At 40.8% G+C, this 16,897-nt stretch carries 16 protein-coding genes; 13 read left to right on the forward strand and 3 right to left on the reverse strand.

All coding sequences use genetic code 11. The features are described 5' to 3' along the window. Positions 1-25: 25 nt before the first annotated feature. The 8 genes from V3595_RS17795 (at position 26) to V3595_RS17830 (ending at position 8,664) form a co-directional block, all read left to right on the forward strand. Positions 26-604 (forward strand): GNAT family N-acetyltransferase, encoded by a 579-nt coding sequence (locus V3595_RS17795; RefSeq protein ID WP_485908598.1) that lies wholly within the window; start codon positions 26-28, stop codon positions 602-604. Positions 605-759: 155 nt separating this feature from the next. Continuing rightward, positions 760-1,194, forward strand: a complete 435-nt coding sequence (locus V3595_RS17800; protein ID WP_485908599.1) for a DMT family transporter — start codon at positions 760-762, stop codon at positions 1,192-1,194. Between the two features lie 702 nt (positions 1,195-1,896). Then, complete coding sequence (locus V3595_RS17805) at positions 1,897-3,531, forward strand: peptide ABC transporter substrate-binding protein (RefSeq protein ID WP_485908600.1); 1,635 nt, start codon at positions 1,897-1,899, stop codon at positions 3,529-3,531. Positions 3,532-3,665: 134 nt separating this feature from the next. Then, on the forward strand, positions 3,666-4,595 hold the full coding sequence (locus V3595_RS17810) for an ABC transporter permease (RefSeq protein WP_137017640.1): 930 nt from the start codon (positions 3,666-3,668) through the stop codon (positions 4,593-4,595). After that, complete coding sequence (locus V3595_RS17815; protein ID WP_053535169.1) at positions 4,595-5,524, forward strand: ABC transporter permease; 930 nt, start codon at positions 4,595-4,597, stop codon at positions 5,522-5,524. The genes V3595_RS17810 and V3595_RS17815 overlap by 1 nt, the downstream gene beginning before the upstream one ends. 49 nt (positions 5,525-5,573) lie before the next feature. Beyond that, positions 5,574-6,587: an ABC transporter ATP-binding protein gene (locus V3595_RS17820; protein WP_485908601.1), complete on the forward strand. Its 1,014-nt coding sequence runs from the start codon at positions 5,574-5,576 to the stop codon at positions 6,585-6,587. A gap of 13 nt (positions 6,588-6,600) precedes the next feature. Beyond that, entirely contained in the window at positions 6,601-7,593 is a 993-nt protein-coding gene (locus V3595_RS17825; protein WP_485908602.1) for an ABC transporter ATP-binding protein, read from the forward strand. A 216-nt stretch (positions 7,594-7,809) separates the two neighbouring features. Beyond that, positions 7,810-8,664, forward strand: coding sequence for a crotonase/enoyl-CoA hydratase family protein (locus V3595_RS17830; RefSeq protein ID WP_485908603.1), 855 nt, complete (start codon positions 7,810-7,812; stop codon positions 8,662-8,664). A gap of 218 nt (positions 8,665-8,882) precedes the next feature. Here V3595_RS17830 and V3595_RS17835 read toward each other — a convergent pair whose 3' ends face one another. After that, positions 8,883-9,083 (reverse strand): cold-shock protein, encoded by a 201-nt coding sequence (locus tag V3595_RS17835; RefSeq protein WP_029714163.1) that lies wholly within the window; start codon positions 9,081-9,083, stop codon positions 8,883-8,885. Between the two features lie 184 nt (positions 9,084-9,267). After that, positions 9,268-10,224 carry a D-2-hydroxyacid dehydrogenase gene (locus V3595_RS17840; protein WP_485908604.1) on the reverse strand — a complete coding sequence of 319 codons (957 nt, stop codon included), beginning with the start codon at positions 10,222-10,224 and terminating at the stop codon, positions 9,268-9,270. A gap of 121 nt (positions 10,225-10,345) precedes the next feature. Here V3595_RS17840 and V3595_RS17845 point away from each other — a divergent pair, with 121 nt between their 5' ends. The 5 genes from V3595_RS17845 (at position 10,346) to V3595_RS17865 (ending at position 15,775) form a co-directional block, all read left to right on the forward strand. Next, positions 10,346-10,894 carry a GNAT family N-acetyltransferase gene (locus tag V3595_RS17845; protein ID WP_485908605.1) on the forward strand — a complete coding sequence of 183 codons (549 nt, stop codon included), beginning with the start codon at positions 10,346-10,348 and terminating at the stop codon, positions 10,892-10,894. Positions 10,895-11,112: 218 nt separating this feature from the next. Continuing rightward, positions 11,113-12,570 (forward strand): CoA-acylating methylmalonate-semialdehyde dehydrogenase, encoded by a 1,458-nt coding sequence (locus tag V3595_RS17850; RefSeq protein ID WP_485908606.1) that lies wholly within the window; start codon positions 11,113-11,115, stop codon positions 12,568-12,570. Between the two features lie 71 nt (positions 12,571-12,641). Then, positions 12,642-13,982, forward strand: a complete 1,341-nt coding sequence (locus tag V3595_RS17855) for an aminotransferase (protein WP_485908607.1) — start codon at positions 12,642-12,644, stop codon at positions 13,980-13,982. 286 nt (positions 13,983-14,268) lie between these two features. Continuing rightward, positions 14,269-14,883 carry an NUDIX hydrolase gene (locus V3595_RS17860; protein WP_485908608.1) on the forward strand — a complete coding sequence of 205 codons (615 nt, stop codon included), beginning with the start codon at positions 14,269-14,271 and terminating at the stop codon, positions 14,881-14,883. Positions 14,884-14,977: 94 nt separating this feature from the next. Further along, complete coding sequence (locus V3595_RS17865; RefSeq protein ID WP_485908609.1) at positions 14,978-15,775, forward strand: endonuclease I family protein; 798 nt, start codon at positions 14,978-14,980, stop codon at positions 15,773-15,775. A gap of 60 nt (positions 15,776-15,835) precedes the next feature. On the opposite strand, the gene V3595_RS17870 is transcribed toward V3595_RS17865, so the two are convergent. After that, on the reverse strand, positions 15,836-16,894 hold the full coding sequence (locus V3595_RS17870; protein ID WP_485908610.1) for a lactonase family protein: 1,059 nt from the start codon (positions 16,892-16,894) through the stop codon (positions 15,836-15,838). Between the last annotated feature and the right edge of the window lie 3 nt (positions 16,895-16,897).

Genomic DNA, 16,897 nt, shown 5'->3' on the forward strand with positions numbered 1-16,897 from the left:
GCTGAATATACGGAGGGATTCTTCGATGTGGTTTAAGGAATTGGAAACAGAAAGGCTGCGTTTAATCGAAATAGGTCACCATCATGCTGAGAGTCTGTTTGAAATCCTCTCTAAAGATGAAGTGACCAAATATGATGGGATAGAAAGTTTAACTCTAGTAGAAGATGCCCGCCGCTTAATCGACTCGTTTAAAAGTGCTTATATAAACAAACGTGGGATGCGGTGGGGAGTCATTTTAAAAGATTCAGGCAAATTCATCGGCACCGTTGGCCTGAATCAATTGAGCCTAGCCAACAAACGCGCCGAAATAGGATATGAAATCCATCCTGAATATTGGAGGAAACACTTTACGTCTGAGGCTGTCAACGAAGTATTGCGCTATTGCTTTGAAGAATTGAGACTAAACAGAATCGCCGCTTTAACTTTCAAGGATAATATTGCATCCAGAAACCTTCTGAAGAAATTTGGATTCAAAGAGGAAGGGAGCCTCCGAAGTTATCTATTTCTTCGTGAACAATCACATGATGCACTGGTATTTTCCTTGTTATGTACAGAGTATTGCCAGTTACGGCAACAAAGTGTTCAGGGATCAAATAGATTTTAGTTTAGAAATAGAACATTACAGCTGGCCCAAGTGCCAGTTTTTTTATTTGCAGATGATTTTATATCAGTAAAGGACAATATACATATTTTTCATGTTAAAATGGAATGCGGATTCATTATTCAGTCCGGATGGACATAAAAAGGAGCAAAATCATTGTGAAGATACTATTTCCGTTGCTTGCGGTCCTAGGCGGAATCACCATTGCCATACAAGGACAAATCAATGGTGGATTAGGGAAAAAAGTGGGGGTCATGGAAGCTTCTTTCATTTCGTTTGGAATCGGGACACTCGCTTTATTATTTATTGTTTTGTTTGCAGGAAATGGAAATATTTCTGCGGTCGCGTCTGTACCAAAATGGCAATTGATAGGCGGACTGTTAGGGGCTATTTATGTCTTTGTGATAATATTGGTTGTCCCTCAGATCGGAGTGGCACCTGCAATGGTCGGTGTTATCGCAGGCCAGATACTGATCGGGGCTGTCATTGACCATTTCGGTTTATTTGGAGGGGTACGCATCCCATTGGACGCGAAAAAGGTGGCAGGCATATGTTTACTTTTCGTGTCATTATATTTATTTAATCATAAATGAAGAAGGGTCATTTTTCATTGAAACGACGGGTACATATAGGGGTGAATGAAGGGATATTTCTATTCTCCTATAGTTATTACCCATTATTTGGAGATTAATTAAAAAGAACTCAATATTTTAATGAAGTAATGCATTATCCTACTAAAATATATTATATGAGTGGGGATGGTTTGCTAGGAAAGTGGTCTTAGTAACCAACCTAACATGAATTATTAGAATATTTAGAAATAAATAGACGAGATAACCTATATGAATACTGATTTAGAGGTGTTTGGAAAAACACCAGGAAGTCGGAAGTCCTTTTTACAACAATTAGGTGATCATTTCTATTTACCTAGTATCTAGATCGAATTGATTAGCAATTAATTACTATATTGTGAAAAAGTACTCACTGGTTTATTGATTTTTTGATTTATTCGTAATATACTTAAAATTCAACATCTTTAATTCGAGGTATAGTATCCTTAGCGAGGTTGAAAAGAGGGTGATTTTTGTAAACTGCATTAATTGCTTTTATAGGTAGAAATACAGATTTATGCAAACGGTTCGCTAGTTGTTTTTTGGTGAATTCCTGTGCAATGAATGCTTCTAACTTTCCTCGCTGAAATTATTTGTACTATACGGAAGATTAATAGGTGTTAGGAGGATAATCTCTTAAATGGGATTATTCTAAGAAAGATTAAAGATGAGGGGGAATATTTTTTGAAAAAGTCTAAATTTTCAGTGCTTGCTCTTCTTATGGCCATCATGCTTATGCTTGCGGCATGCAATGGCGGTTCGAAGGAAACTTCGAATGAAAAAGAAGGCGGCTCGGGTGACTCATCCGGATCAAAAGTATTAAACGTGAACAATTCGAGTGAACCTGGTTCGCTTCACCCTGCAAATGCACAAGGTACTCATGAATCATGGATCCTTGAACATACATTTGAGGGACTGACAAAGAAAACGGAAGAAGGCAAAATCGTACCTGGTTCTGCAGAATCATGGGAAATCAGTGAAGATGGATTAACTTGGACATTCAAATTGAAAGATGGTTTGAAATGGTCAAATGGAGATCCGCTTACAGCCAATGACTTCGAATATGCTTGGAAATATGCTTTGAAACCGGAAACGGCTGCTGATTATGCTTACCAACTTTATTATCTTAAAGGCGGGGAAGCATACAACAGTAAGAAAGGGAAGGAAGAGGACGTAGGGGTTAAAGCGACAGACGAACATACATTAGTCGTTACTTTGGAACAGCCTACACCATATTTCCTTGACTTGACTTCTTTCTATACTTTCTATCCAATCAATAAAAAGGTACAGGAAGAAAATCCAAAATGGGCTTTGGATGCAAAAACTCACGTTTCAAACGGTCCGTTCAAATTAACGGAGTGGAAACATAAAGAAAGCCTGAAAATCGAAAAGAATGAAAATTACTACGATAAAGATAAAATCAAATTGGATGCGGTTAACTTTGCTCTAATTGAAGATGAAAATACAGCATGGCAAATGTATCAGAGTGGCGAATTGGATATCGCTTATCCACTGCCAGTGGACGTGCAAGGTCAATTGGTTAATTCTGGGGACAAAGAATTCAAAAATGGCGCAGAACTTGCCGTTTACTATTACAACTTTAATACGGAAGTAAAACCTTTCAACAATGCAAAGGTTAGGAAAGCGCTATCAATGGCTATCAATCGTAAAGAAATTACCGAAAATGTTGCTCAAGGCGGTCAAAAGCCTGCATTTGGTGTAGTCCCTCCGGGAATTCCTGATGCAACAGGTGATTTCCAAGAAAATACAGGTAACCTATTTGAGGAAGACGTTGCTGAAGCCAAGAAATTGTTAAAAGAAGGACTTGCTGAAGAAGGCATGAAAGAATTACCTGAGTTTTCAATTTTGTATAACACTTTAGATACTCATAAGAAAATTGCTGAAGCCGTTCAAGGAATGTGGCGCGATAACCTGGGTGTTGAAGTGACACTTGAAAATGCAGAATTCCAAGTTAAGCTTGATCGTGAAAAAGCTGGTGACTTTGAAATTTCCCGTGCAGGATGGGTTGGTGACTATGTTGACCCAATGACTTTCATGCTTTGGGAAACGGACGGTGCCTATAATGATGCAAATTGGTCGAACAAAGAATATGATGGTTTATTAAAAGAGGCAAAATCTACAATGGATCCAAAAGAACGCATGACTGCTTTACATAAAGCAGAGGAAGTTCTGATCGAAGAAATGCCGATCCTTCCGGTTTACTTCTATACAAAACCATACATGGTTAAATCGAATGTTACTGGAGTGTTTGCTCCGATTAATGCTTATCCGAACTTTATTTACGCGGATAAAAAATAATAGAAGGATAAAAGTGAAATGGGAGGTATGTCCGATTAAGGACATACCCCATTTTTCAATTTGCGAATTTGAATATTTCATGAATTCATTTCCGTTTTCAACTCCTTAGAAAATCGATGATTGGGGTGATTACCATGTTGAGATATACATTAAATCGTTTTAAATGGGCGATTATTACTTTATGGGCTGTTATTACATTAACGTTCATCATAATGCATACGATTCCGGGAAATCCATTTGCAAAAGAAGGAGCCATGCCTCCTGCTGTTTATGAAAACCTTCAAGTCCACTATGGCTTGGACAAGCCGTTGTTGACCCAATATGGGAATTATTTATTGGAAGTCGTTCAATTTGATTTTGGTCCTTCATTGAAATCCTCATCCATTTCGGTGAATGATTACATTTTGAAGGGGTTTCCGGTGTCCTTGCACTTAGGGGCACAAGCATTGGTGATTGCCATCTTCTTTGGGCTCATTTTGGGTGTCGTGGCATCACTGAAAAGAAATAAATGGCCCGACTATTTATCAATGATCATTGCCATCGTAGGGATCTCTGTTCCTAACTTTATCTTGGCGACAATTTTAATCAATTATTTCGCGATAAAATGGAATATATTCCCTGTTGCTACATGGGCAACATGGCAGCACACCATTTTACCATCCATTGCCCTTTCGATGATGCCGCTTGCTTTCATCGCGAGACTGATGCGGACAAGCATGCTTGAAGTAATGGGACAGGATTACATTTTGACAGCTAAGGCCAAAGGATTGAAACGGAGCGGCATCATAATCAAACATGCTATTCGGAATGCGTTATTGCCGATTATCACGATTCTGGGCATCCTTACGGCTAATATCGTGACAGGAAGCTTCATCATTGAACGTATTTTTGGTATTCCGGGCATGGGAGATATGTTCGTAAAGGGAATATCCAACAGGGACTACCCGGTGATTCTTGGTTCCACAATTGTGTATAGTGCGGTGCTTATTCTATTGATATTCATCGTTGATATAGCCTATACGTTGATTGATCCTAGAATTAAAGTGACGGGGGAGAAGAAATAATGGCAGATAAAGTGCATTTAACCGAAGATATGTTCCAACCCGCCGAAGGCAACTTTAAGGAAGCCGAAAAAATAGCAAGACCTACAGTTTCATATTGGTCTGACGTCTGGCGTCGATTTAAAGAAAATAAGCTGGCGATGACTGGATTTGTTCTTATAATCCTCTTGGTCTTGATGGCGATTTTTGGTCCGTATATTAACGGATATACTTATTATGGACAAGATTTTGAGAAAAAGAATCTAAGCCCAAATAGCGAGCATTGGTTTGGAACGGATTCATCAGGAAGAGATCTATTTACACGAGCTTGGTACGGTGCGAGGATATCCTTGTTCATTGGATTGATGGCAGCGCTGATCGACTTTTTAATTGGTGTCCTTTATGGCGGGATTTCTGCAATTCGCGGTGGACGCACGGATAATATCATGATGCGGTTTGCCGAGGTGATCTATGCGATCCCATACCTATTGATGGTTATCTTAATGATGGTCGTATTAAAACCTGGTATTCTGCCGATCATCATTGCGATGTCGATTACGGGGTGGATTCCGATGGCGCGACTGGTACGTGGACAGGTTTTACAACTGAAAGAGAATGAATATATCCATGCTGCAACAATCTCTGGAGCCAATACGAGCTGGACTTTAAGAAAACACATGATTCCAAATACAATGGGACCGATCCTTGTCAATTTAACGTTGACTGTACCTACTGCTATTTTTGCCGAAGCGACACTTAGCTTTTTGGGACTGGGAGTGCCGGCGCCTCAGGCAAGCTGGGGAACACTGACAAGTGATGCCCTGGGAAGCATTCTGGTAGGGAATTTCTATCAACTTTTAATCCCGGCAATATTGATTTCCTTAACCATGTTCGCGTTCAATGTGGCTGGTGACGGATTGCAGGATGCCTTAGATCCAAAACTACGGAAATAAATGAGTCCTAACATAACGATTTGATATTACTAGAATAGGAGGGACGATGATGGAGAACCTATTAGAAGTCAACGATTTACAAATCACCTTCCATACTTATGCAGGAAAAGTGCAAGCGGTTCGCGGTGTGAACTTTGACGTGAAAAAGGGGGAAGCCGTTGCCATTGTTGGGGAGTCCGGATGCGGCAAAAGTGTTACAGCGAAATCTATCATGAGATTACTGGAAACACCTCCAGCAGAGTATGGAAAAGGGTCGATAAACTTTGGCGGTAAAGACCTTCTTAAAATGAATGAAAAGGAAATGCAGAGGATTCGCGGAAATGAAATCAGCATGATTTTCCAGGATCCGATGACTTCGCTCAATCCAACGACAAAAATCGGCAGCCAGATCATGGAAGGCATTTTAAAGCATAATAAAAACATGTCCCGAAATGATGCATACGAACGGGCGTTGGAAACACTGAAACTAGTAGGTATTCCACAGCCTGAAAAAAGGATGCAGCAATATCCGCATGAGTTTTCAGGTGGTATGCGCCAAAGGGCAATGATAGCGATGGCCCTTGCTTGCGAACCGAAATTACTGATTGCCGATGAACCTACAACTGCATTGGATGTAACGATACAAGCGCAAATTTTGGAACTGATGAAAGATATCCAACGAAGAATGGATACTTCCATCATTTTAATCACTCATGATTTAGGTGTGGTTGCGGAAACTTGTGAACGGGTAGTCGTCATGTATGCAGGCAAGGTTGTTGAGACGGGTACGGTAGAGGCTATATTTTCAAACCCGCAGCATCCATATACAAGAGGTCTGCTTAAAACGGTGCCAAGGCTGGATATGGAAAAAACGGCTCCGTTGGTTCCGATTATCGGATCACCACCGGATTTATTGGATCCGCCAAAAGGATGCCCATTTTACCCAAGATGTGAATCAGCAATGAAAGTGTGCAAAGACCATGATCCGGAGCTTGAAGTAGTGGAAGAAGGTCAGACAGCCGCATGCTGGCTGCACCACCCGATGGCCAAGGCAGCACAGGTACAAGCACCGACCAATGTATAAAGGAGGAGAAACAATGGTTTCACTAAAAAATAAGGCCGTAAAAGAAAAGACAAACAACGAAAATTCTCCTCTTGTTGAAATAAAGAATCTGAAGAAGCATTTTCCTATTGGTTCTCAATCGCTGAAAGCGGTAGATGGTTTGGATCTCAAAATCTATCCAGGGGAAACTGTCGGACTTGTTGGGGAAAGCGGTTGCGGTAAGTCGACTGCAGGTCGTACAATCACTCGATTATATGAACCGACAGATGGAGAAGTTCTTTTTCAGGGGAAAAATATTTTCGATTACAAACCCGGGGAAATGTCACATATCCGCCGTGAAATACAAATGATTTTCCAAGATCCCTACGCATCCTTGAATCCAAGGATGAAGGTGGAGGAATTGATAGGGGAACCACTTGCCATTCATGGGATTTCAAAAGGTAAAGAACGAAGGAAACGGGTGGAAGACCTGTTAAAGCTCGTTGGTTTAAGTCCGGAACATATCACTCGTTTTCCGCATGAATTCAGTGGTGGACAACGCCAGCGGATTGGAATTGCAAGGGCGTTGGCTTTAAATCCTAAATTCATTGTTTGTGATGAACCAATTTCTGCCTTGGATGTTTCGATACAGGCTCAAGTGGTCAACTTATTAAAAGAGCTGCAAAAAGAAATGGGACTGACATATTTATTCATCGCGCATGATTTATCGATGGTCAAGTATATTTCAGATCGGATTTTAGTCATGTACCTTGGAAGAATGATGGAACTTTCGGATAGTGATTCTTTAACGAGAGATCCGCTTCACCCTTACACACAGGCCTTGCTTTCTGCAGTGCCGATTCCAGACCCGACTATTAAACGGGAAAGAATCGTACTTAAAGGCGATGTACCAAGTCCGATCAATCCGCCGAGCGGCTGTGTATTCCGGACACGCTGCCCTAAAGCGATGGAGATATGCTCCAGTGCTGTACCTGAATGGAAAGAACAAAAACCAGGGCATTACGTTGCTTGTCATTTATATTGGTAAACAAAAAACCAGTTGCGTTTGCGACTGGTCTTTTTGTTACACGTTTATGAAAAAAATTTTTAGAATAGAAGCGATTATCTTGGAGACTAAAATTTTTTATCAGTATGTCAAAATAAATAACTAGGAATCTGAAAATAAAACATTTAATATGTAATTATATGTAAAAACTAAAAATCTGTTGAATGTTTCAATTTGTGAGAGAAGGAGGGACTGTTATTGTATTCCACGATAAATAGTGAAATCGTCGATCGTGTCATGATTGTTACTCTGAATCGTCCTGAGAGAATGAATGCTTTCAATGAAAAGATGTGTGAGGAAATGATTCACGCTTTTAATGAAGCGGATGAAAATGATGACGTACGAGCCGTCATTTTAACTGGCGCAGGGGATGCATTTTGTTCTGGAATGGACTTGGAAAAAGGTGCAGAAACCTTTATGGATCACACTCCTCTGGTTGAATATCGCGATGCAGGGGGAATGTTGTCATTACGGATTTTCGAGATGAAGAAACCTATGATAGCGGCCATTAATGGAGCGGCAGTCGGGATTGGGATAACAATGACTTTGCCCATGGACATTAGAATCGCTTCAACAGATGCAAAAATGGGTTTTGTATTTGCGAGGCGGGGGATAACAATGGAGGCATGCAGCGGCTGGTTCTTACCCAGACTTGTCGGAATGGGCAAAGCTTCCGAATGGATTTTTACCGGCAGGATGATTTCGGCCAGTGAAGCATATGAGGGAAGGTTGGTAAACAAGATCGTCGAGCCAAACGAATTGATGTCTGCTGCAATGGAAATTGCAACAGATATTGCGGAAAATACATCTTCCGTTTCTGTGACGTTATCCCGGCAATTAATGTGGACCATGCTCGGTGCAAACCATCCTGTTGAATCACACAAAATTGAATCGAAAATGATTCATTGGACCGGAAAACAAGCGGATGCACTAGAAGGGATCGAAGCTTTCCTCGAAAAAAGGAAAGCTGATTTCAAGATGAAAAGCAGTAGTGATATGCCTCCGTTTTATCCTTGGGGAACGGATCGAACATATGAAGTGGATAAGAAATGATTGAATGGAACGGGCCAGGGAAACCAGGGGAAGTGCGTGATAATTTTTACTTTTCGGATAAATTAGGGTTTCTATTCTTAGTGTGTTATACTGGGTTTACCATTTACTAAACTTGTTTCATGTTCCCTATTCCCCGTGAATAGGGTTTTTTTATGATTGCTTTTTTAATCAAAAAAACAGACCCTACAAGTAGGGTCCGTTATATATTGGATTTAAAATTATGCTTTTTGAACGTTAGTAGCTTGGGGTCCACGTTGACCTTGCTCAACTTCAAAAGTAACTTCTTGACCTTCGTCTAATGATTTGAATCCTTCGCTTTGGATAGCTGAGAAATGTACGAATACATCGTCTCCGTTTTCGCGTTCGATGAAGCCAAATCCTTTTTCTGCGTTAAACCATTTTACTTTACCTTGTTCCATTGTTGTTGCCTCCTAGTGTGAATCCACACATTGTGTTACTACCCTTGCTCAATCATTAGACGAAAAGTTTTTCACTTATCAATCTTCCCGAACAAAAATAATTCTTTTTAAATATAACAGATAATGTCGGAATCTGCAAGCAAACATGGGAAGATTATTTATGTATACATTCAATGAACAATTCTTAATACCCTTTTTTGTAATCAAGTAAATTTGTTGAAAGTTCTTTACCATTTAGATAGTTCTTTAAATTCGGCATGAAAATATCATGAATGAGCCTTTGGTCGTAAAATTCCGTATTTCCGGATGTGTGCGGCGTGATGATTACATTGTCCAACTCCCATAATGGGCTATTCTCTGGAAGTGGCTCCGTTTCAAACACATCAAGTCCAGCACCGGCAATTTCTTTGTCCATAAGCGCTTGAACCAATTCGTTTTGAATGACGAGATTTCCCCTTCCTATATTAATGAAAAAAGCGGAGCGCTTCATTAACCTGAATTCCTTTTTCCCGAACATATTCCTTGTTTCTGGGGTCAAAGGTAATGTCACGACAATATAATCACATCTAGGAAGAAGATCATTCAAATGTTCTTGTGTGAACATCTCATCGACAAATTCTTCTGATTTATCGGAATGGCGCATTCCTAAAACTGTCATGCCAAAAGCCTTGGCAATTTTTGCAGTTTCCTTTCCGATTTTTCCAACACCGATGATTCCGATGGTCTTTTCATGAATTTCCTGCTTCATATGTGCGTGATGCCATGTCTTTGTCTGCTGTTGCTTAATATATGTATCTACTTTTCTTGTTAAGGCAAGCATTAACGCAAAAATAGTCTCTGAAATGGGATACGCATGAACACCGTTTGCAGTTGTAATCTGAACATTCTTTTGTTCTAAATTTTCCAGGGGTAAAGCATTCACTCCGGCGCTCCATGTCTGGATCCATTTTACTTCGCTTGCATCAATCGATACAGACATTTCCGCTTTCCAGCCTGCGATCACTTCAGCATCGGCTATATGATCTCTCCATATTTCCGGAGATCTTCCGGTGATAACCGTCCACTCGGGAACCAATTCTTTAATTTTCTGTAATAAGAGCTCATGCAAATTTTGGCTTATTATGAGTTTCCTTTTTGGCATAATTATCCTCCTGCATCATTTTTTCTGAATTATACGTAAGTTTCGATAATATTTCAATCGGGAAAGCGATTGCTTAACAATCTTGCTATAATACTAATAATCAATGGAATGGGGTGTATTCATGAACGTGAAAGACATATATGGACAGCTGCCTATTATAGAATCAAAACGTTTGGTCATGAGGAAAGTCACCATGAATGATGCCGAAGACATGTTCGCTTATGCATCCAACAGTGAAGTTTCCCGTTACGTCACATGGGAAGCTCATCGTTCCCTATGTGATACAAAAGATTTTATCAGATTTATCCTGCAAAATTATGAGGATAAGAAAATCGCTCCATGGGGCATAGAACACAAGGAAAGTGGTAAGTTGATTGGTACTATTGATTTTGTTTCATGGCAGGTTGATCATCATAGTGCAGAAATCGGGTATGTGCTTGCACCCGAATATTGGGGGAGTGGCTTGATGACGGAGGGAGCGCAAAAGATAATCGCCTTTGGCTTTGAAAATATGAACCTAGTTCGTATACAAGCAAGGTGCTTCGTTGAAAATTTGGGTTCAGAACGTGTCATGCAAAAGGCTGGTATGTCTTTTGAGGGAATCATTAGAAAAGGAATGTTTGTTAAGGGAAAGCATCAAGACTTAAAGCTATATTCCATTATAAAATGATGGCTTTGAAGTCTGTTGATTAAAGAAGAAAAAGGGAAAAAACATCGGTTTTGAAAGCGGGAATTTCTGTTCATGATTATTTATGAATATTGGAAAATCAAAAACAAACAATATGTGCAAATATTGAATCAAAAACTATACAAAACGTCTAATGTAAAAAGTCCGTTTGAAAAATATAATGAAACTATAAAATCGTGTTGAAATGGAGGGTTTCTTTAATGGCAGTAATAAATGAAGTAAAAACGTTGAAAAATTATATCGGTGGCAAATGGGTGGATTCCACAACATCGAAACATGAACAAGTGCCTAATCCGGCAACAGGAGAAGCTTTGGCGATCGTTCCCCTTTCAACAAAGGAAGATGTAAACCAAGCGGTCCAGGTTGCTAAAAAGGCGTATAAAGAATGGAAAAAGGTCGCCGTTCCAAAAAGAGCCCGCTTCTTATTCCGTTATCAGCAATTATTGATAGAACACTGGGATGAGCTTGCAAAGCTGGTCACAATCGAAAATGGAAAAAGCTATACAGAAGCATATGGTGAGGTTCAGCGTGGGATTGAATGCGTGGAGTTCGCAGCAGGTGCGCCTACCTTGATGATGGGCAGCCAGCTTCCTGATATTTCCCCAGGTATTGAATCTGGCATGTATCGTTATCCAATGGGTGTCGTTGCAGGGATTACGCCGTTTAATTTCCCGATGATGGTGCCATGTTGGATGTTCCCGCTGGCAATAGCTTGTGGAAATACGTTTATCTTAAAACCTTCAGAACGGACACCGTTATTAGCCAACCGTCTTGTGGAATTATTGACAGAAGCCGGTGTTCCGGATGGTGTTGTCAATATTGTCCATGGTGCCCACGATGTCGTGAATGGGATATTGGAACATGAAGACATTAAAGCGGTATCATTTGTTGGATCCCAGCCTGTCGCAGAGTATGTATACAAAACGGCAGCTGCCAATAAAAAACGTGTCCAGGCTTTATCAGGAGCGAAAAATCATTCAATCGTCATGCCTGATGCGGATTTGGATAATGCGGTAACGAACATTACGAATGCCGCTTTCGGATCTGCAGGCGAGCGCTGCATGGCTGCGTCAGTGGTTGTTGCGGTGGGAGAAGTGGGAGATTCGCTCGTTGAGAGATTAAAGGATGCAGCGGATGACATCAAGATAGGAAATGGAATGGATAAGGACGTTTTCTTGGGGCCTGTGATTCGTGATACTCATAAAAAGAGAACGGAACAATATATTGAAATCGGGGAGAAAGAAGGAGCTGTCCTCCTTCGTGATGGCAGGAATGAAGGCGATCAGGAAAATGGCTATTATGTTGGACCGACATTATTTGATCATGTAAAAACAAACATGAAAATATGGAGTGATGAAATTTTTGCTCCTGTCTTATCCATAGTACGGGTCAATACTCTTGAAGAAGCAATCGAATTGACCAATCAATCCGAATTTGCCAATGGTGCCTGCCTCTATACGGATAGTGCAAAAGCCATCCGGGAATTTCGCGAAGAAATTGATGCAGGGATGCTTGGCATTAATCTTGGGGTACCCGCGCCAATGGCATTCTTTCCATTTTCTGGCTATAAAAGTTCATTTTATGGAGACCTTCATGCCAATGGGAAAGACGGAGTGGAATTTTACACTAGAAAGAAAATGTTAACGGCAAGATACTGATAGGAAAAAGGGGGTCGGCGCAAATTGTGGTCGGCCTTCCTTTATACATCATTTTAGGAGGAGTGGAGCTTATGCAGGTTGAAAAACAGGGTCAGGATCTTAAAGCGATCGATGGTAAATATGTTTGGCATCATATGAAAGGGGCTGAACCCACCCCTGGGACAATGGTGATAAAAAAAGGGCAAGGAGCATGGATTACGGATGTTGATGGGAATCGATTCCTGGATGGGATGTCAGGTTTATGGTGTGTCAACGTTGGTTATGGCCGCACGGAACTGGCTGAAGCAGCTTACGAGCAACTGAAGGAACTTCCTTATGCCCCTTTAACGAATAGCCACATTCCGGCTATTAAGCTAGCAGAGAAATTAAATGAATGGCTTGGTGGGGATTATGTGATTTTCTTCTCTAACAGCGGTTCAGAAGCCAATGAGACTGCCTTTAAAATTGCGCGGCAGTATCATCAGCAAAAAGGTGAACATGGACGCTATAAATTCATTTCGCGTTATCGCGGCTATCATGGCAATTCAATGGGAGCCCTGTCAGCTACCGGGCAGGCGCAGCGAAAATACAAGTATGAACCGCTGGCCCCAGGATTTCTTCATGTATCACCGCCAGATTCTTACCGAAATCCAGAGGATGAAAGCGGTGAAAAAAGTGCAGCGGAAATTGAACGTACCATTACATGGGAGCTGAGCGAAACGGTGGCTGCGGTCATCATGGAACCAATCATCACTGGGGGCGGAATTTTAATGCCTCCTGATGGTTATATGAAACGTGTCAAAGAAATTTGTGAGAAAAATGGTGTCCTTCTTATTTCGGATGAGGTCATTTGCGGGTTTGGCCGTACTGGTAAGAGATTCGGATTTATGAACTATGATGTAAAACCAGACATCGTAACAATGGCTAAAGGAATCACGAGCGCTTATCTGCCATTATCCGCTACAGCCGTCAAACGTGAAATTTATGAAGCGTATATTGGCTCAGACGTATATGACCGCTTTCGGCATGTAAATACATTTGGCGGCAATCCGGCTGCATGTGCCGTCGCTTTGAAGAATATTGAAATATATGAAAATGAAAATCTTATAGAACGGTCTAAGGAGTTAGGGTTACGTTTTCTGCAAGAGTTTGAAGAAATTAAAACTCATCCCAATGTTGGTGATGTGCGAGGGAAAGGTTTGTTGGTAGGGATTGAACTAGTGGAAGATAAACTGACAAAACAACCGATCGAACTTTCCAAAATCAATAAAGTGATTGCATCATGCAAAGAAAAGGGGCTGATCATAGGTAAAAATGGTGATACAGTCGCAGGTTTCAATAATGTCCTGACTCTTGCTCCCCCACTTAGTATAACGGAAGATGATTTTTCATTCATCATAACGACGGTAAAGCGAACGCTAGCTGAACTATAAAAATAAGAAGAAAAACCTGAATATTCAATTAAGTTCATGCGTGTACCTGTTGATACACCTACTATGCTTTTTAAATGAGACTGATGCGTTTAGTTTTAGCACCGTTCAGAACTTTGAACGGTGCTTTTGTCTATGATCAAGGAAGAATAAGAGGAAAAGGAATCTAGTAGAAATTAAAGGCAATATTTTGGAATCGTTTTCCTTGCTTAGTTATAGCAGATGTTCGAAAATGGAATGATAAGTAGTGGTAGAAAATCAATATTAACCGGCAGAAGAGGTGAGGGACATGAATAATGAAGATATAACAAAAAAACTAACATTACATATCCCAGAAATTTTAGGGAGTGGGAATTTTTCAAAGTATGCTGTATTGGTACCGCTTCTAGAGAAAGAAGATGGAATTCATGTTCTTTTCGAAGAACGTTCACACAAACTGAGGAGGCAGCCGGGGGATATATGTTTTCCAGGCGGGAAAATAGACAAGCTGGACCATGATGAACAGGCGGCGGCCCTAAGGGAAACATATGAGGAACTTAATTTGAGAAAAGAAGATATCGATAATGTCTTTCCAATCGATTATTTGGTATCTCCATTTGGGATGATCGTCTATCCTTATGCAGGGTTTGTTCGTAACCATCAACGGATAATACCTAATCCAGCTGAGGTAGAAACCATTTTTACGGTCCCGCTATCCTTTTTCATGGAAAAACCGCCAGAAATTTACCATGTGGAATATAAAGTGGAACCGCATGAAAACTTCCCCCATGATTTAGTCGTTGGCGGGGAGAATTATAAATGGCAGCCGAAACAGATGGAAGAATATTTCTACTTATATAATGGTCGGGTAATCTGGGGAATGACGGCGAAAATCCTTACCCATTTTATTGGAATTCTTCGTTAGACACTTCTAAAGCACCTTTTTTTTTCAGTCTATTTCTATTAAGCTTTAATTATGGTAAAAGTTAGGTTTTTAATAGAAGCGGGGGGATGAGTGGATGAAGTATAGTTTTGAAGTACTTGAAAAAGAACGGGAAATGGCAATGGCTGCACTAGTCAACTTCAATGAAAACCGCGAATACTATGATGAAACCAAAGATCAGGAACTTAAGCTAGCATACTACAAAGATGGTTCCTTGGACCGGGAAGGATTGAAGGACCTACTTGTGGCAACCCATAAAAACCAGCTGAACTACTCACCACATCGTCATGTTTACCCATGGGTGGACTTACAGGAAAATGGCCAGCTTAAAAGTCTGTATTCCGGTAAAGGGATGGATCCTGTACAAGTGATTGAGGAAGATATCCGTATACTGGAAGTGTTGTCAAGAGGTATTGAATCAACAAATTCGGAGAACATTCTCGTTAATTGTGAACATGTAGTACCTCAATCATGGTTCGATAAAAAAGAACCGATGAGGGGGGATTTGCATCATCTGTTCGCCTGTGAACCAACGTGTAATAGCAGCCGGAGTAACTATCCATACCATGATTTTGAGGATTATATCCCTGAGAGATCGGCTGCCGGTATAAAAGCGGGTTGCGGGAAATCAGACGAAAGTAAATTCGAGCCTGAATACGGAAAAGGGATCGTGGCGAGGGCAACTTTGTATTTTTTACTCAGATATGAGGGAATCGTCGATAGCGGCAAAATCGACCTGGCACTGCTTTTGGAATGGCATCGGCTTTTTCCCGTCAGCACTTATGAAAAACATAGAAACCAGGCTATACATGAAATGCAGGGTAATCGTAACCCATATATAGATTTTCCCGAAATGGCGGAGAAATGGAATTAAAGAAAAATATAAAAAAGAGGATTGAAGCTGTAGTACAAGCTTCAATCCTTTTTTTAAAGATTATAAGAATTTTACGCAAACAGGGAAGGGAACTTGTACATCCTTTTGCAATAATGTTAATTTTCCGTCATGTTCATTCCGTGCATATAGTGTCAGGTTTCCTGATTGTTCATTAGAAGCGATCAGGAATTTTCCGCTAGGATCCAATGAAAAATCACGTGGCCAGTGACCTTCGGTAGAAACCAGTTCCACGAATGCCAGTTTGCCTGTTTCTTGATTGATTTGGTAAACGGCAATACTATCATGTCCGCGGTTTGCGGCATATATGAATTGCCCGTCATCAGAAATATGAATGGCGCTTCCTTGGTTATTTTCCTTGAAATTTTCCGGGACGGTCCGAACCGTTTGTAATTCAGAAAAACTTCCAGTTTGACTATCGAAGCTCAAAACAATGACTTCTGGTACCAGTTCTGCCATAACATACGCAAATTTTCCGTTTGGGTGGAACGTCAGATGCCGTGGTCCGCTGCCGGGAGCAACAGATAAGCTGTTTACTTCTTCCAAAACCCCACTATGTATTTTATAGGTTATTACTTTATCTATCCCGAGGTCGACTACAGCAATGAACCTTTCATCTGGTGTGAAACCAGCGAAGTGAGTGTGTGCTTTTTCCTGACGTTCTTCATTCGGTCCTTGACCTTTATGTTGAACAGTTGATGATACAGGCAGAGGGGTCGCATCGTCATGAAGCGGATATGATTCAATCACACCTTCTCCATAACTGGAAGTGACCAAGACCTGTTTCTTGCTGTCGACACTTATATGGCAGGAAGAGCCGTTTGGTGTCAGTTGTTTGCCCAAGAAGGTAAGCTCACCTGAATCTTCATTAATCGAATAGGCTGAAACTCCTCCACTGCCCGATTCTTTTAAAATGGCGTAGAGATTCTTTTTGTCCTGGCTGATGGCGACATAAGTCGGATCGGTCAATTCTGCTGCAAGAACCGGTGTGCTGAGTTTTCCTTCTGCTGTATCTAAAGTAAATCGGTAAACACCTTTGCTGTTTCCTTTTGTGTAAGTGCCTATGTATCCAATGACGTTCTGTTGATCATGTTTTACCATATT

The sequence above is a fragment of the Bacillus sp. CFBP9009 genome (assembly GCF_036541465.1).
Taxonomy (GTDB): domain Bacteria; phylum Bacillota; class Bacilli; order Bacillales; family DSM-1321; genus Peribacillus.